General features: G+C 71.0%; 16 protein-coding genes. 9 read left to right on the top strand and 7 right to left on the bottom strand.

What is annotated here, in order from left to right:
- Window positions 1-208: 208 nt before the first annotated feature.
- Window positions 209-625 carry a PPOX class F420-dependent oxidoreductase gene (locus ACFYY8_RS20400; protein ID WP_390043018.1) on the bottom strand — a complete coding sequence of 139 codons (417 nt, stop codon included), beginning with the start codon at window positions 623-625 and terminating at the stop codon, window positions 209-211.
- Window positions 626-699: 74 nt separating this feature from the next.
- Window positions 700-1,560: a helix-turn-helix transcriptional regulator gene (locus ACFYY8_RS20395; RefSeq protein WP_390043016.1), complete on the bottom strand. Its 861-nt coding sequence runs from the start codon at window positions 1,558-1,560 to the stop codon at window positions 700-702.
- A gap of 112 nt (window positions 1,561-1,672) precedes the next feature.
- Here ACFYY8_RS20395 and ACFYY8_RS20390 point away from each other — a divergent pair, with 112 nt between their 5' ends.
- Entirely contained in the window at window positions 1,673-2,437 is a 765-nt protein-coding gene (locus tag ACFYY8_RS20390) for an SDR family oxidoreductase (RefSeq protein WP_390043014.1), read from the top strand.
- A gap of 45 nt (window positions 2,438-2,482) precedes the next feature.
- On the opposite strand, the gene ACFYY8_RS20385 is transcribed toward ACFYY8_RS20390, so the two are convergent.
- From ACFYY8_RS20385 to ACFYY8_RS20365, 5 genes are all read right to left on the bottom strand, one after another.
- On the bottom strand, window positions 2,483-2,824 hold the full coding sequence (locus ACFYY8_RS20385; protein ID WP_390043012.1) for a hypothetical protein: 342 nt from the start codon (window positions 2,822-2,824) through the stop codon (window positions 2,483-2,485).
- 66 nt (window positions 2,825-2,890) lie between these two features.
- Window positions 2,891-3,172, bottom strand: coding sequence for a hypothetical protein (locus ACFYY8_RS20380; protein ID WP_390043010.1), 282 nt, complete (start codon window positions 3,170-3,172; stop codon window positions 2,891-2,893).
- Window positions 3,173-4,051, bottom strand: coding sequence for a hypothetical protein (locus tag ACFYY8_RS20375; protein WP_390043008.1), 879 nt, complete (start codon window positions 4,049-4,051; stop codon window positions 3,173-3,175).
- The gene (locus ACFYY8_RS20370) at window positions 4,048-5,445 is read right to left on the bottom strand and encodes a hypothetical protein (RefSeq protein WP_390043004.1); all 1,398 of its coding nucleotides are present in this window, start codon (window positions 5,443-5,445) and stop codon (window positions 4,048-4,050) included. Before ACFYY8_RS20370 ends, ACFYY8_RS20375 begins: the two co-directional genes overlap by 4 nt.
- Window positions 5,446-5,691: 246 nt before the next feature.
- The gene (locus ACFYY8_RS20365) at window positions 5,692-6,768 is read right to left on the bottom strand and encodes an ADP-ribosylglycohydrolase family protein (protein ID WP_390043001.1); all 1,077 of its coding nucleotides are present in this window, start codon (window positions 6,766-6,768) and stop codon (window positions 5,692-5,694) included.
- Between the two features lie 456 nt (window positions 6,769-7,224).
- Here ACFYY8_RS20365 and ACFYY8_RS20360 point away from each other — a divergent pair, with 456 nt between their 5' ends.
- From ACFYY8_RS20360 to ACFYY8_RS20325, 8 genes are all read left to right on the top strand, one after another.
- Window positions 7,225-8,271 carry an ABC transporter substrate-binding protein gene (locus ACFYY8_RS20360; protein WP_390042999.1) on the top strand — a complete coding sequence of 349 codons (1,047 nt, stop codon included), beginning with the start codon at window positions 7,225-7,227 and terminating at the stop codon, window positions 8,269-8,271.
- On the top strand, window positions 8,268-9,110 hold the full coding sequence (locus ACFYY8_RS20355; RefSeq protein WP_390042997.1) for an ABC transporter permease: 843 nt from the start codon (window positions 8,268-8,270) through the stop codon (window positions 9,108-9,110). The genes ACFYY8_RS20360 and ACFYY8_RS20355 overlap by 4 nt, the downstream gene beginning before the upstream one ends.
- Window positions 9,107-9,811 (top strand): ABC transporter ATP-binding protein, encoded by a 705-nt coding sequence (locus ACFYY8_RS20350; RefSeq protein WP_390042995.1) that lies wholly within the window; start codon window positions 9,107-9,109, stop codon window positions 9,809-9,811. Before ACFYY8_RS20355 ends, ACFYY8_RS20350 begins: the two co-directional genes overlap by 4 nt.
- A gap of 42 nt (window positions 9,812-9,853) precedes the next feature.
- Window positions 9,854-10,942, top strand: a complete 1,089-nt coding sequence (locus tag ACFYY8_RS20345) for an ABC transporter substrate-binding protein (RefSeq protein WP_390042993.1) — start codon at window positions 9,854-9,856, stop codon at window positions 10,940-10,942.
- On the top strand, window positions 10,939-11,907 hold the full coding sequence (locus tag ACFYY8_RS20340) for an LLM class flavin-dependent oxidoreductase (RefSeq protein ID WP_390042991.1): 969 nt from the start codon (window positions 10,939-10,941) through the stop codon (window positions 11,905-11,907). Before ACFYY8_RS20345 ends, ACFYY8_RS20340 begins: the two co-directional genes overlap by 4 nt.
- Window positions 11,897-13,048, top strand: coding sequence for an LLM class flavin-dependent oxidoreductase (locus ACFYY8_RS20335; RefSeq protein WP_390042989.1), 1,152 nt, complete (start codon window positions 11,897-11,899; stop codon window positions 13,046-13,048). Before ACFYY8_RS20340 ends, ACFYY8_RS20335 begins: the two co-directional genes overlap by 11 nt.
- Window positions 13,045-13,947 (top strand): aliphatic sulfonate ABC transporter substrate-binding protein, encoded by a 903-nt coding sequence (locus tag ACFYY8_RS20330; RefSeq protein ID WP_390042987.1) that lies wholly within the window; start codon window positions 13,045-13,047, stop codon window positions 13,945-13,947. Before ACFYY8_RS20335 ends, ACFYY8_RS20330 begins: the two co-directional genes overlap by 4 nt.
- A 196-nt stretch (window positions 13,948-14,143) precedes the next feature.
- Complete coding sequence (locus ACFYY8_RS20325) at window positions 14,144-16,432, top strand: catalase (protein ID WP_390042985.1); 2,289 nt, start codon at window positions 14,144-14,146, stop codon at window positions 16,430-16,432.
- The last annotated feature ends 4 nt before the right edge of the window (window positions 16,433-16,436 follow it).

Genomic DNA, 16,436 nt, shown 5'->3' with positions numbered 1-16,436 from the left:
CGACATGAACGCGCCGGGTCGCCGCTGGAAGCCGGCGGATTCGGGCCCCACCTGCACCCTTGATCGCGATGAGCCGGATCACCGATGGAGCGGGCGGGGGAAACGGTCAGGAACATGAAGCATGGTCGGCCCGCCGTCAGCGGCCGGGCAGAGGGGCAAAAGTCCGCCCCTGACCTGCTGTTCGAGGTCAGGGGGCGGCGCGTTGGGGTCAGGCCTGGGTGTTGTCCTTCAGGGTGCCCCAGCCGTGCCAGCGGTCTATTTCTATCCAGGCGCTGACCCGGCCGCGGTCTCGGCCGGGGTATTCCTTGCCGAGGTAGTGCTTGGAGATCCGGTCGATGTCGGTCAGGTCCTTGTCGTCGCGGATCTCGGTGACCCGGCCGATGATGCTGATGTGGGTGTACCAGTCGCCCTCGTCGAGCACGGTGAGGGTGACGCGGGGGTCGTTGCGGAGATGGTCGAGACGTTTGCGGCCCTCGTCCATGTTGACCAGGATCCGGCCGTCGTCCCAGAGGTACCAGGTGGCCGTGGAGACCGGCTGGCCGTCGGGCTGGAGCGTGGCGATGACGGCGGGGTTCGCCTTCCTCAGTACGGCGACGGCCTCTTCGGGAAGTGGCGGCTTCGACATGATCTCTCCAGTTCTTGATCACCCGACATGTGCGTCCACGGTGCCACATCCCCCGTGGGGACGGCTTCGCGGCCCTACGCGAAGGACGTTTTCTCGGAGATGGGGAAGTGTTGGTGACCCAGGACCGCCAGGAGGCGGAGCTTCTCGTGGGCCTCGGTGTGCGGGGGAGCGGTGAGCACGAGCAGGGCCTGGGACTGGTCCTCGGTGAACAGGACCTGACAGTCCAGCTCGATCGGGCCGAGCTCGGGGTGGATCAAGGTCTTGTGATCCTCGAAGCGCCTGGCGACCTCGTGCCGGTCCCACAGCTCGGTGAACTCGGAGCTCTCCTTCCGCAGCGCCCGGACCAGCTCGCCCGCCCTGGAGCGGGGACCCATCGATCCGTAGGCGGCCCGCAGGTTCGCGACCTGGGTACGGCTGTGCCTGTCGTGGTCCTCCTCGGGGTAGCGCGACCGCGCCGAGGGGTCGGTGAACCAGCGGTAGGTCTCGCTGCGGGCCAGGCCCGTGTGGTGGGACCTGTCGCCGAGCAGGGCGTCGGCCATCCGGTTCTGCACCAGCGGTTCGGCCAGGTTGGACATGATGAGCGCCGGGGTGTCGTCGAGACGGTCGAGCACCCGCAGCAGGGCCGGGGCGACGTGCGCCGCGACCGAGACCGGCGCCGGAGGGTTGTGCCCCGCCATCTGGAACAGGTAGTCACGCTCGTCGGCCGTCAGTCGTAGCGCGCGGGCGAGCGAGGCGAGCATCTGCTCACTCGGTTGCGGGCCGCGCCGCTGTTCGAGCCGCGTGTAGTAGTCGGCCGACATCGCGGCGAGGGCCGCCACCTCCTCACGCCGTAGCCCCGGGGCCCGGCGGCGCGCGCCGGTCGGCAGGCCCACGTCCTGCGGCTGGAGCGCCTCACGACGGCGGCGCAGGAAGTCGGCGAGTGCGCTGCGATCCATGGGTTCAGTATCCGCCTCGCGATCCCGAGCCGAGGGCCGTGAACCAGGGATCGCCGATCCCCCGATGGGGGGTTCCCTGCACCCGCGGGAGGTCCCGGAGCAGGCTGGACGTATGAACATCTCAGGGAACACCGTCTTCATCCCGGGCTCGACGAGCGGCATCGGACTGGCTCTCGCCCTCGAACTGGAGGCCAGGGGGAACAAGGTCATCGTCGGCGGCAGGCGCGCGGACCTGCTCGAACGGATCGCCGCCGAGCATCCGGGCGTCGACACCGTACGGATCGACACGGCCGACCCCGCGAGCGTCGAGTCCGCCGCCAAGGAGGTGCTGGCCGGGCACCCGGATCTCAACGTCCTGATCACCATGGCCGGGATCATGCGGGTCGAGGACTGGCACCGGCCGGAGACGTTCCTGGCCTCGGCGGAGGAGGTCGTCACCACCAACGTGCTCGGCCCGATCCGTCTCATCGCCGCCTTCGTCGAGCACCTGCGGGAGCAGCCGGACGCCACCATCGTCACCGTCTCCTCGGGCCTGGCGTTCGCGCCGCTTCGGGCCACGCCCAGCTACAACGCCTCGAAGGCCGCGATCCACATGCTCAGCGAGTCGATCCGGCTGCAGTTGGCCGACACGAACGTGAAGGTCGTGGAGCTCGAACCGCCGGCCGTCCGTACGGCCCTGCTGCCCGGCCAGGAGGACAGCGACTTCGCGATGCCGCTCGACGAGTTCGTGACGGAGGTCGTCACCCTGTTCAGGGACCAGCCGGACGCCAGGGAGATCCAGGTCGAGCGGGTGAAGTTCCTGCGCTACGGCGAGGCGCGCGGAGACTACGACCAGGTCGTCGAGACGCTCAACGCCTCCGACCCGCACGGCAGGTAGCGGACGGCCGAACGCGCGTCAGGCCCGTACGGCGGACGGCCCGCCTCAGGCGTCGCCGACCCGTTCCAGGGGGTCGAGGAGAGTCCAGAAACCGTCCTGGCCGGCTTCCGCCAGGACCGTCCGCCGACCGGTGTCCGTCTCGTGAGAGCGGAACTCCAGGTGGACCAGCACGCCCTCGCCGGCGTCCTCGGACTCGATCCACAGACGCGCCCGGTCCAGCATGCGCCAGCGGAACTCCAGAGTCTCCGCGCCGAAGGACACCGAGTGGGTGTGGAGCGCGCCCGTGCCGTCCGGGGCGAACACCACCTCCTCGCCGACCAGTACGGCCGCCGTGCCGCAGGCCGTACGCCATCGGCCGATCGGTCCTCGGTCCAGGACGTCGTCCACGTCAGGGGCTCCCTTTCTCATGCGTCGCGTGATCCCAGAGGTCGCCCCGGTCGAGACGTGAGCGGATCAGCGGTCGGCGTGGGGCTGTCCTTCACCCTCGAACACCTCGATCAGCTTTTCGTGGAACCTCTCGTGTTCCCTGCTCTCCTTCGACCAGGACGGGCTGGTCACGACCGACGTTTTGGCGTCCGCGAGGGAAAGGGAGAGCACTTTGGAGACGAGATATACGGACTCCACCATCGAGCGGCCGTCTCTCTTGAGTGCGGCGATCAGATCGGCCGGTCCTCTTTCTCCGGCGCCTTGTTCGATCAGGCTCGCCGACAGAGACTCCAGTTCGTCCCGGTCCATCTAGGAGCCGGACACCGGAGAGCAGCTGTAGGTCATGAGGTAGATCTCCATGGAGATCGAGCCGGGTGGGGCGGCGAGGTCGTGGAAGTTGCGGGTCACGGCGGCTCCGAAGATGCGCGGGTAGGTCTCGCGGATGGCCGTGTTGACCCGGGTGGCCAGACGGACGCCGTTGTCCGCGCCGCCGTCGGCACCGAAGGTCAGCACCATGCCGGCGTGCCGTCCGGCCAGCTGGTCGCGGTGCCGCAGCAGCTCCTGCCTGACCTGTACGGCGAGCGCCTCGTCACCCATGCCCGGGGAGAGCTGGAAGGAGATCGTGATCGGCTTCGCCTGGACGTCCCCGAGGCGGCTGACACAGGGGGACGGAGTGGGCTTGCGGGGGGAACGCGGCTTGGTGGTGGGCGCGGTGGCGTCCGGCGAGGGCCGGTCGGGCGTGGGGGAGGGGGTCGGCAGGGCCCGGACGGTGTCCCGCAGCGGACGGGCGGTGCCCGTGGCCGTGGGACTCGCCCCCTCGGAGGGCCGAGGCGCCGAGGAGGACGGAGCCCCCGTGAAGGACGGAGCCCCCGTGGAGGGCTGTGATTCCGTGGTGGGCTGGGGCTCCGTGGTGGCCTGAGGCGTCTCGTTGTCCTGAGAACCGGTGCTTTGAGGACCGGTGTCCTGGGGTCCGGCGGTCTCGGGCTTCCCGGCGCTCTGGGAGGCCGCCGATGCCCGAGTGTCCGCCGGTGCCTGAGTCCCTGCCGTGGGGCGGGTCTCCGCGGCGGCCTGGGACGGAGCGGCGGGGGACTGGGCGCCCAGCATGATGATCGTGACGCCGAGCAGCAGGTCGGCGAAGAGCCAGCCCGCCAGCAGGGTCGAGGTCGAGGTCCTGCGGCGAGGGGTCACCGGACCCGCCGTACGTCCTGGTCGCCCTCGGCCCCGCCCACGCGAGAGCCGTCGGCCCCGCCCAGGCGAGAGCTCTCGGTACCGCCCCCACGGGAGCCGTCGCGGTAGTCGTCGTCCGAACGAGCGCCCACGCGGGCGGCCAGGCGTTCGACACGGGACAGGCGGGCCTCGGTGGTGGCCGACCAGCCTTCGATGGCCTCCTTGATCTCGGCGCCGGTGCCGCCGAAGGTGCGGCGGAACTCCTCGGTCGTGCCCAGGAGGGTGTCGTTGACCCGCTCCCCGAGGAGGTCGACGGCCTTCTCCGTCGAGGAGCCGACCGCGTCGATCGACAGGGCGGCGCGGTCGACCGCGTAGCCGATGCTCTTGGTGGCGTCGACCAGCTTGTCGATCCGGCTGTCCAGGCCCGAGACGGTTCCCTGCACCGAGCGCATGGAGCGGACGAGCTCGTCGTTGAACGAGCGCCGCATGTCGAGGGTGGTCTGCGAGATGGTCGTCGAGAGCTGGTTGCCCGCCTTGGCCACGGCCTGGCCGGTCTTGGTGCCCGCACTGTCGATCATGGCCGAAGCCCGCGCCACGACCGTGGTGAGGTCGTCGCAGGTGCTGTTGACGGCCGCCAGCTGCCTGCCGAGGAGTTCGACGCCGTCGCGCACGTCGAGCGCGCTCGCGGTCAGCGCGTCGGTGGTCTTCCTGGTGGCCTCCAGGGTCAGGGTGAGCGCCTCGATCAGTTCGGTGTGCACCTTGCGCGCCATCGTGCCGACGGAGCCGATGTCGGCCGCCGTCCTGCTCAGCTCGGCGCCGAAGCGGGCGGGGGAGGACAGCCGTACGGCGCCGAGCAGGAGGCTCGCCCGGGTCAGCGCGGCGCGCAGCCGTACGCGCAGGGCGGCCAGGTCGTGTTCCGCGTTCTCCTCCTTCCTGTTCTTCGTGACGTTCTCCAGGACCGTCCAGAGGATGAGGCAGAAGATCGCCGCGAGGGTGCACAGCGCGATGTTGTCGAACTTGAAGAACTCGGGCAGCCTGCCGTCGAAGCCCTGCTGCCACATCTCAAGGAAGGGACGGCGGGCCGCCTCCGGGCCTCCCTCGTCGAGGACGTCGCCGTAGGCCCCCGTGGCCATCATCAGTCCGAGCCAGGTGATGAAGATCGGCACGAAGACCAGGGCGGGGCCGATCGCCGCGCCCAGCCCGAACCGCCGCCCGCGCTCCTGTCCGGCGTCGGTGAGGATGGTGTCCTCAGGAGAGAAGGCGGCGAACAGGTCGATCTCACACCAGCGTTCCGCCTCGCCGGGGTCGACGACCGCTTCGGCGAGGTCGTACAGCTGGTCCTGGCGGGCCGCCAGGTGGGGGTGATCGGCAAGCTCGCGAAGCTCGGCGGCAAGCTCCTGGTCCGTCACGGACACTCGACGTCCCCTCCTCGATGACGCTGGGCGCCGCCCGCCGGTCCGATGGACCCGGTGCACGCCGCCGAAAGGCGTGATCATTTCGGCATACGGCGGATCTGTCAAAGGAAGAAAGGCGTGATCGTTACGGTGACACGGAGAATCGCCGGAATGACGAGTTGTGTCCTTCGTGCCGGATGCTCCGGCGCCGTCAGGGCGGGGGAGCGCCTCGGCTGACGACTTCCTCCGACGGTCCGGACGGCGGTGTCAATCGAGGGGATACCGCTCCGCCCAGGAGCCGTTCACCGGAGACTCCCCGGCCGTCCAGGCCGCGAAGTCGTCGGCGAGTTCGGTGATGGTCCGGCGGCCCTCAAGGTCGGTGAGCCAGTCGGCGGGCAGGGCCCGCTGCCCGTGCAGGGCGCCCAGGAGGTTGCCGCAGACGGCGCCGGTCGAGTCGCTGTCGCCGGAGTGGTTGACCGCGAGCAGCAGCGCCTGCCGCAGTTCGCCCGGCCAGGGGTGGGCCAGCGCGCAGTAGACCGCGATGGCCAGCGCCTCCTCGGCGACCCAGGCCCCGCCGAGCGACTCGACCCGTTCCGGGCTCGGGTCGCCCTGGGCGGCGAGACGGACGGCGGCGCGCAGGGCCTGGCTCGTCTCCTCGTGGGAGGGGTGGCCCGCCAGCAGTTCGGCGGCTCCCCGTACGGCCTGGGCCAGCGGCTCACCCGCCAGCACGAGATGGATCATGGCGGCGAAGGCGCCCGCCGCGAGATAGCCGGTCGGATGGCCGTGGGTGATCTGCGCGCACCGGGCCGCGAGTTCGAAGGCGTGCCGGGCGTCCGGCGCGCCGTACCCGAAGGGGGCCGAGCGCATGACCGTGCCGCAGCCCTTCGAGCCGGGGTTGACCGGCCCCGGCTCGCCGAACGGCGCCGGGGTCGCGGGGCCGTACACGAGGCCGGACAGGCACGCGTTGCCCGGGGCCCGCCGCGCGTAGAGCCAGCCCTGCTCCCGCAGCCAGCCCGTTCCGTGCGGCCGGTCCCGCTGGGGCGCCGGGTCCCGCTGGGTGTCCAGCCAGCGCAGGTAGGCGTGCCGCACGGCGGGGACGTCTCCGCCGCGGATCAGGCCCTCGACGGTGAACAGCGTCATCTGCGTGTCGTCGGTGACCAGGCCGATCCTGCCGCGGTGGTCGGGGGCCAGGCCGGTCACCCCCGCGAAGCCGTGCCGGCCTCGGATGTCGGTGATCGAGTCGAACTCGACGGGCGCGCCGAGCGCGTCACCCAGGGCGCCGCCGAGCAGGCTGCCCCGCACGCGGCTCCGGTGGTCGGCGAGGTCGTCGGTGGAACGTCGCACGGTCGTGATCCTCCTGCTCCCATGGGCCCGTAACTCTACGGGCTCTCCGCTGACCTCGGCCGATGCCTCCGGCCCGGCGGGAGCGGGGCTTCCCATGATGTGGCCTCCACGCCTGGATGATCCAGATACTGGCATCGGGAGGCCGGAAGTCATGACATTTCCAATCCCATGATGTGGGATACGGGTTGACGGGGATTAAACCTACCTGAAATATAGGAAATGTGTCGCGAGTACCCCTGACCCTCCGGCGGGTCGTCGATCTCATGCGCCTGGACAGCAGCCTCTGTCCGTGACGCGCTCCGTCCTCCACGTTGAGCCTGTCGACCTCTCCTCCTCCCGTCTCCGTGCGCCCACGCCCGTATGTCTGAGGGCCGCCGTTCCCGTGCGCCGGACACGTGTGTCTCCCCACATCCCGACCCTTCTCGCCTTCTCGACCTTCCAAAGGGGCCAGCCATCATGCGGACATCTCCTCCACGGACGCGCGCCGCGCTCGTGCTCACGGCGCTGTCACTCACCGCCCTCACCGCCGCCTGCGGGGGAACCGGCTCGGGAGGCACGGCGGTCGCGGCCGCCGGGAACCCGGCGGGCAAGAACGGCGGGGCCGTACTCAGGATCAAGGACCCGGGCAACGCCGGACCGCTGGCGGTGGCCAAGAAGGAGGGGATCCTGGAGAGGCGGCTGGCCGAGGTCGGGGCGAAGGTGGAGTGGGGTGGCTCCTACGCCTCCTTCACGGCCACCGTGGACGCCGTCCGCTCCGGCTCGATCAACGTGCTCGAAGGGGCGATCTCCCCGGTCCTCGGCTACCTCGTCAGCAGCAAGGACATCAAGATCTTCGCGTTCACCGACCCGGAGACCGACGCCGCCGCGCCGCAGACCGACGGCCTCGTCGTCAGGCCGGACAGCCCCGTCAAGACCGTCAAGGACCTGGTCGGCAAGCAGGTCGCCGTCAACAAGGGCGGACGCGGGGAGTATCTCCTGCTGCTCGCCCTCCAGGAGGCCGGTATCCCCGCCGACCAGGTTAAACGGGTCTACCTCAACCCCGACCAGGGCGCCTCCGCCTTCGCCACCGGCAAGGTCGACGCCTGGTGGGCGATCGTGCGGGCCTACCCCGAGGCGGTCGCCAAGGGGGCGCGGGTCGTCGTCCACGGCCGTGACCTGCCGGACAAGGACCTGAACATGCAGGCCGCCCGGACCGAACTGCTCACCGAGCACCCCGAGGTCGTCCGGGTCTACCTCAAGGTCCTGCAGGAGCTCACCGAGGAGGCCAGGCGCGACCCGGGCAAATTCCAGAACGTCTTCCTCACCCAGGGCCCGACCGCCCTGTCCGGCGCCCGCCTCGAGGAGGAGAACGCCAAGTCCAGGTACGCCAACGTGCCGCGCTTCGCCACCCCCGCCGACGCCTCCTACGTGACCGACGTCGCCTCGGTCTTCCAGAAGTACGGCGTGCTGCCCGGCGCGATCGACCCCAAAGCGGTGATCTTCGACCTCAAGCCCGCGTCATGACGCTGGAGAAGATCCCCACGGCCACACGGCTGTCCCCGCTCGAACCGCCCCGCTACCTGGGCTCCCGCAGACGCGCCCCCGGACTGTCCGTCCCGCTGCGACTGCTGGTCCCGCTGGTGCTGCTGGCCGCCTGGTGGTACGGCACGGCCAGTGGCCTCATCTCCCCGGAGATCCTCGCCGGGCCGGGAGCCGTCGTCGGGGCGCTCGGCGAACTGGCCGCCACCGGGCAGCTCGGCGACTACCTGCTCGCCTCCGCGCGACGGGCCGGGCTCGGCGTGCTGGCCGGCGGAGGTGTCGGCCTCCTGCTCGGTGTGGTCGCGGGCCTGTCCGCCCTGGGGGAGGAACTGGTCGATCCGACCATGCAGATGAAGCGGGCCGTGCCGTTCCTGGCCCTGGTCCCGCTGTTCATCTCCTGGTTCGGCGTCGAGGAGACGTTCAAGGTGGTCCTGATCGCGGTCGCCGCGGCCAGCCCCATGTACGCCTACACCTATCTCGGCGTCCGCGGTGTGGACCGGAAGATCGTCGAGGCCGCCAGGGGCTTCGGGCTCACCGGAGCCGGGCTCGCCTTCGGCGTGATCATCCCGACCGCGCTGCCCAGCGTCCTGATGGCCCTGCGCATCTGCCTCTCGGTCTCGCTCACCGGCCTGATCGCGGCCGAGCAGATCGGCGCGACCGAGGGGATCGGCTACCTCGTCACGCTCGCCCAGCAGTACTACCGCACCGACTACATGGTCCTGTGCGTCGTGATCTACGCCGTGCTGGGCCTGCTGATCGACCTGGTCATCCGGGCCGTCGAACGGGTCGCCATGCCCTGGCGCGGGCAGGTGACGGCCCGATGAGCGGCACCGCCGTGGACATCAGGGGACTGCGCAAGGCCTTCGGCGCCAAGACCGTCCTGAACGGGATCGACCTGGAGATCGGGCGGGGGGAGTTCTTCGTCCTGCTCGGGCCGAGCGGCACCGGCAAGACCACGCTGCTGCGCATCCTGGCCGGTCTCGAACTCCCCGACTCGGGAACCGTCCTGGCGCCGCGGCGCCGTACGACCGTCTACCAGGAGCCACGCCTGGTCCAGGCCCGCAGGGTGCTCGCCAACGTCGTCCTCGGGCTGCCCAGGTCGGCGCGCGAGGCCGGGCGCGCCGCGCTTGAGGAGGTCGGCCTCGCCGGGTACGGCGAGGCGTGGCCCGCGACCCTGTCCGGAGGGGAGGCGCAGCGGGTCGCCCTGGCCAGGGCCCTGGTCCGCGACCCGGAGCTGCTGCTGCTCGACGAGCCGTTCGCCGCGCTCGACGCGCTGACCCGCCTGCAGATGCAGGAACTGGTCGCCGAGCTGTGCGAACGGCACCGGCCCGCCGTCGTGCTCGTCACCCACGACGTCGACGAGGCCGTACGGCTGGCGGACCGGGTCGTGGTGCTGCGGGACGGCGCCTTCGCGGTCGAGCAGCCGATCGACCTGCCCCATCCGCGCGACCGCAACGACCCGGCGTTCATCGCCCACCGGCGGCTGTTCCTGTCCCATCTCGGCGTCGCCGTCACCTCGCACTGACGCGCACCGACTACTCGAAGAAGAACAGTACGGAGGACTCGCATGTCCGCGATCGACAAGATCTGGTTCACCCGTTGCCCGGTTCCCACCGCGAGCGGGCTGGCCTACAACCTGGGCTGGCTCGACGAGGAGTTCGGCGAGGTCGGCGTCCTGCAGGACGCGGGCCCCGAACTGTCGGAACACCACTTCGACCACCGGCTCCTCGGACTGTTCCGGGAGGGCGGGAACGTTCCCGCGCTGGCCGCCCGCTCCGAGGGGGCCCCGACCCGCCTGATCGGGCTGACCTGGATCGAGGAGTGGCAGTCGATCCTGGTCCGTCCCGACTCGGGGATCACCGACGCGGCCGGGCTGCGCGGTGCCCGCGTCGCGCTGCCGAGGTGGGCCGAGACGCGCGCCAGGAGTTTCCCCAGGGCGATGGCGCTGCACGGGTTCAAGGGGGCGCTGTCCCAGGCCGGACTCGGCTTCGACGACGTGACGTTCGTCGAGGTCGGTCAGCCGAGATCCGACGTCGGGCGAGGTGCCGCGGAGCGGGCCTGGTCCTGGCCGGGCATCGAGGAACTGGCCGCGGGCGAGGTCGACGCCGTCTACGTCAAGGGAGCCCGCTCCGCCGACCAGGCCAGGGAGATCGGCGCCGTCGTCGCCGTCGACCTGGACGCCGCGGAGGACCGCCGTACCCGCGTCAACAACGGCACCCCCAGGCCCATCACCGTGCACGAGGACCTGCTCGCCGAGCACCCGGACCTGGTCGTCGCCTTCCTGGCCCAGACGCTGCGGGCCGCGGACTGGGCGGCGGACAACCTGGAGGCCGTACGCGGCATCCTGGCCGCGGAGACCCGCTCGGAGGCGGACGGTGTCGCCACCGCCTACCGGGGTGACTTCCACCGCGGCCTCCACCCGGACCTGTCACCGGAGCGGCTCACGCTGCTGGGACGGCAGAAGGACTTCCTGCTGCTGCACGGCTTCCTCGCCGCCGACGTCGACCTCGACGCCTGGACGGCCCACGAGCCACTGGCCGCGGCGCGGGAACTGCTCGCCGGGCGGCGCGCGGACGGCCGCTGGACGGACGCGCCCGGCGAGGTGACGGCCCGGTTCGGCGGCGCGTTCATCGGGGAACGGCTGGCGGTCCGGTGACCACGTTCCTGATCACACTGCCGACCCGCGACAACGGCGGGCGCGGGGCCAGGGCGGACCTGCCGGGCTTCGTCACCGATCCCAGGGCGCCCTTCGGCCCGTTCGACCACCTGCTGCAGGCGGGCAGGGCCGCCGAACTCGCGGCCTTCGACGGCGCGCTGCTGCCCTTCGACCCCCGGGGTGAGGAGTCGCTGGTCGCCGCGGGAAGCCTGCTCAGGCAGAGCCGCTGGCTGCGGGTCGCCGCCGGGTTCCACCCCGGCGTCGCGACCCCCGTCTACGCGGCCAAGGTCTCGGCCTCGCTGCAGCGTTTCTCCAATGACCGGCTCGACTGGCGGGTCGTCGTCGACCTCGACCCCGAGGTCGCCAGGGCGCAGGGCGACTTCCTCGAAGGGGAGGACCGCTACGCGCGGGCCGAGGAGTTCCTCACCGTCGCCAAGGGGGTCTGGACGCAGGAGGGCTACGGCTACGAGGGACGCTTCTACCAGGTGCTCGCCGGAGGCTTCCTGTCGCCGCTCGCCGGCAGGGCCTTCCCCAGGGTCCACCTGTCGGGGACCTCTCCGCAGGCCCTCGAACTGTCCGCGCGCCACGCCGACGTGCACGTCTTCGACCCCGGCGACGACTTCGAGGCCTCCGGCCTCCAGGGCGTCACCTACGGTCTGCGTCTTCCGGTGCTGGCCCGCGACGACGACGCCGAGGCCTGGCGGGCGGCACGCCGCCTGTGGCTGCGGGGCGGCGGGACCGAGGACACCCTGCCGGAACCCGACCCGGAGACCCGGCTGTGGAACGGTTTCCCCGGCCTCGGTCTCGTCGGCTCCTACGAGAGCGTGGCGGCCGGGATCAGGGACTACGTGGACCGGGGGATCGGCGCCTTCGTCCTTGAGGCGACGCCGTACGTCGAGGAGACCTATCGGCTCGGGGAGCGGCTGCTGCCGCTGCTGGTCAAGGAGAACGCCCATGTCCGTTGACATCTACTGGCGGATCGGCACGCACGGAGACCAGCCCTCGCTGCGCAGGAGGGTCGCCAGCCGGGGGGAGTGGGCCCCGGTCGTGCCGGGCAGCCTGGCCCCGGGAGTGCGGGACGGGCGGCGTGACGGCTACAGCTACGTCGAGCACATGGGGGACGTCGCCAGGGCCTCCGAGGTCTCCGGCTTCGTCGGCGGCCTGCTGCCCTCCTTCCCCAACACCGACGACCCGTGGGCGACGGCGGCGACGCTGGCCAGGGAGACGACGACCTACCGGTTCATGATCGCCTTCCAGCCGGGTTTCCTCCACCCGGTGCAGGCCGCGCGCATGTCGGCGAGCCTCCAGCGCGCGACGGGCGGGCGGGTCGTCTACAACGTCATCTCCGGTGGCGGCGGCCCCGACCAGCTCTGGTGGGGCGACAAGGTCGCCCATGACGACCGCTACGCGCGGACCTCGGAGTTCCTCGACGTGCTCAGGGGCGTCTGGGACGGCGGGCCGTACGACTTCGAGGGGCGTTTCTACCGGGTCAGGGGCGCCGGGCTGCCCGAGGAGCTGACCGGGCAGCCGTTCCCGGAGATCTACTTCTCCGGGTCGTCGAAGGCGGCCATCGACGCCGCCGGGCGGCACGCGGACTACTACCTGTCGTGGCTGGAGCCCTTCCACGCGTTGAGCGAGAAGTTCGACCAGGTCAGGGCCAACAGCGACCGCACACCCAAGTTCGCCGTCCGTATCGACGTGGTCGCCCGTGAGACCGAGGAGGAGGCCTGGGAGGAGATCCGCAGAGGCTGGGACAACATCGACCCGTCCGTGCTCCGCGGCGCGACCGGCGACTCCATCGGCTGGCAGCGCAGCCAGTCGTTCGTCACCGGCGCGGTCAACGGTCACCGCGACCTTGAGGTCACCCCCAACGTGTGGGGCGGCTTCCACCTGCTGCGGGGCGGGCCCGCCTTCGGGCTCGTCGGCAGCTACGAGCAGGTCGCGGAACGGCTCGACGAACTGATCAACCTTGGCGTCGGCGCGTTCATCCTCGCCGGCGTGCCCCATCTGGAGGAGGCCTACCGCGTCGGCGAGAACGTTCTGCCGCTGCTGCGTGGCCACGACCTCCGCGTCGCATCACCCCTACTGGAAGGAACACCCTCATGAGCGTCCGCGTCGGCTACTTCCCGCACAACAACTCGCTGTGGGTCCTGCGTCACCGGGGCATCCTGGAGCGCGCGATCCCCGACGTCGAGTGGGTCGACCTGCGCGACCTCCCGGCCGGTGACAGGACGGACCCGACCAAGGGCCTGCCCTCGGTCCACGGCGACCATCTCTTCGACGGCGGCTACGACTTCATCGGCACCGGTTCGACGCCGCCGGTCACCGCCCAGGGCAAGGGCCACGACGTGGTCTACGTGGCCGTCTCCGGCTCCCGCCACGAGAACGGCAGGCTGGTGGTGAAGGAGGACTCCCCGATCACCTCCCTGGAGGACCTGAAGGGTAAGAGGGTCGCGCTCGGGCACGGCTCCTGGCAGACGACGCTGCTGCTGTTCGCCCTCGACAAGGCCGGGCTGACCTGGAAGGACATCGTCCCCGTCGACGCCGGGGTGGACGCGGGCGAGTTGTTCCTCAACGGGGAGGTCGACGCCTGGGTCGGCTCCTACCCCTCGCTCAGCAAGGTCGAGGCGCAGGCGCCGGTCCGTGAACTGGTCGCCACCGACGGGCTGTTCAGCCACCGTTCGCTCTGGTTCACCCGGCGTGACTTCGCCGAGAAGCACCCCGAGCAGCTCGCCGCGATCGTCGCGGCCCTGCAGGAGTCCGACGCGTGGATCACCGAGAACTACCGCGAGGCGGCCGGGCTGTTCGCCGCCGACGACGGCGGTGACCTCGACCACTGGGAGAACGCCCTGCGCAAGCGTCCCTTCGGGCTGCACCCGGTGACCGAGGAGTTCGTCGCCGAGCAGCAGCGCGCCGCCGACCTCTTCCACGCCAGCGGCCTCATCGACCGGAAGATCACCGTCGCGGACGCCGTCGACCCGGAGATCGCCAAGCTGCTCCGGTGACAGCCGTGGGAAGGCCCCTTCGAGAACCCGGAGGGGCCTTCCGCTGAATGGTTCTGTCAGGATTTTTCCGTCTTCCTGAGTGTCGTCGCTTTGAGCACCCGAACGGGGGTATGGCGTACCGCCACCGGGTCTCCACGGCCCGACCGGCGCCCGGTCCTCACCCGAGGGAACCGCCGCCGCAGCTCAAGGGAGAACGATGGAGAAGTCCAACCCGGTCAAGGGTGTCATTGACAAGATCACTGACAAACTGTCAGATCACTCGGCCGAGATTCCCGGCCGTCCGGGAAGTGAACCGCCGTCGGTCGACGAGCCGACCGAGCCCAGAGGGCCGCTCAGGCCCAAGCCCGACCAGCGCGGCCCCGACCCGTACAGCCCCACCGGGCAGGAAGAGGACGTGACGCCCGAGGAGCGGGCACAGGGCGGTGAACGCCTCACCACGGCCCAGGGGCTGCGCCTGGCCGACACCGACCACTCGCTCAAGGCCGGTCCCCGAGGGCCGGTGCTGCTGCAGGACCACCACCTGCGCGAGAAGGTCATGCACTTCGACCACGAGCGCATCCCCGAGCGCGTCGTGCACGCCCGCGGTGCCGCCGCGCACGGCGTCTTCCTGGCGTACGGCACCGCGGCCTCGGTGACCAGGGCCGCCTTCCTCGCCAAGGACGTCGAGACGCCGGTCTTCGTGCGGTTCTCCACGGTCCTCGGGTCGCGGGGGTCGGCCGACACGGTACGCGACACCCGGGGCTTCGCCACGAAGTTCTACACCGACGAGGGCGTCTTCGACCTGGTCGGCAACAACATCCCGGTGTTCTTCATCCAGGACGCGATCAAGTTCCCCGACGTCATCCACGCGGCCAAGCCGCATCCGGACCGGGAGATCCCCCAGGCGCAGAGCGCGCACGACACGTTCTGGGACTTCGTCTCCCTGCACACCGAGGCCACCCACCACACGCTGTGGAACATGTCCGACCGCGGCATTCCCCGCTCCTACCGGACCATGGAGGGTTTCGGCGTCCACACCTTCCGGCTGGTCGACGCGGCGGGGGCGACGACGCTGGTGAAGTTCCACTGGAAGCCCAAGGCCGGCGTGCACTCCCTGGTGTGGGAGGAGGCGCAGCTGATCGGCGGCGCCGACCCGGACTTCCACCGGCGTGACCTCGCCGACGCGATCGAGGCCGGTGCCCACCCGCAGTGGGAGCTGGGCATCCAGGTCTTCCCCGACACCCCGGAGCAGACGTTCGAGGGCATCGACCTGCTGGACCCGACGAAGATCGTCCCTGAGGAACTGGCGCCGGTCCAGCCGATCGGCCTGCTCACCCTCAACGCCAACCCGGTGAACTACTTCGCCGAGACCGAACAGGTCGCCTTCCACGTCGGCCACCTGGTGCCCGGCATCGACGTCACCGACGACCCGCTGCTCGCCGGGCGGTTGTTCTCCTACCTGGACACGCAGATCACCCGCCTGGGCGGTCCCAACTTCGGGCAGATCCCGATCAACCGCACGCACGCCCCCGTCAACGACATGCTGCGCGACGGCTTCCACCAGGACGCCGTGCACGCGGGCGTGGCGCCGTACAAGCCGAACTCGCTGGACGGCGGCTGCCCCTTCTTCGCGGGGGCGCACGAGGGGGGATACGTGGAGACGCCCGTGCGGGTGGCCGCGGCGCGGAAGGTCCGTGAGGCTCCGGCGTCGTTCGCCGACCACTTCAGCCAGCCGCGCCTGTTCTGGCTGAGCCTGAGCCCGGTCGAACGCGAGCACGTCGTCGCCGCCTACACCTTCGAGCTCGGCAAGGTCTACGAGCAGGCGATCAAGGAGCGCAACCTGCGTGTTCTCGCCGAGATCGACCCGTACCTGTGCGAGCAGGTGGCGCAGGGCCTCGGCCTGCCGGTTCCCAAGCCGGTCAACTCCCTGCCGTCCGCCGAGCCGAGCCCGGCCCTGTCCCAGGTGGGCAGGACCTGGCCGACCACCGGCCGGATCATCGGCATCGTCGCCGACGGCGACGGCGACCTGGCGGCGGTCGAGGCCGTCCGCAGGGCGGTCCTGGACGGCGGCATGGTGCCGCTGGTCATCGCCCCGGCCGGTGGCGTGCTCGGCGCGGACGGCGACGGCCCCATCACGGTGCAGCGCACGTTCGTCACCGCCAGGTCCGTCGAGTTCGACGCCCTGCTGCTCGCGGGCACCCCGGGGCCGGGCAGGGACGCCAACGGTGCCAGGGACGCCAAGGCGGGCAACGCCACCAGAGGAGACGTCACGGCGGCGCGCACCGACCCGAGGGTGCTGCTCATGCTCGGTGAGGCGTTCCGCCACGCCAAGCCGATCGGCGGCTGGGCGGACGCCGTACAGGCGCTCACCGCCGCCGGGATCGATCCGGCGGCGCCCGGCGTGGTCGTCGGGGACGGCGGAGAGGCGGTGCTGGCGGAGGTCGTCCGCCTGCTGGGCGGGCACCGGGTCTGGGAACGCTTCCCCGTCCCGGTCGAACCCGTCTGATCCG

The organism is Streptosporangium sp. NPDC001559 (assembly GCF_042893955.1).
Taxonomy (GTDB): domain Bacteria; phylum Actinomycetota; class Actinomycetes; order Streptosporangiales; family Streptosporangiaceae; genus Streptosporangium.
Note: the sequence above shows the minus strand (reverse complement) of the source record. Positions and strands in the feature narration are given on the sequence as shown.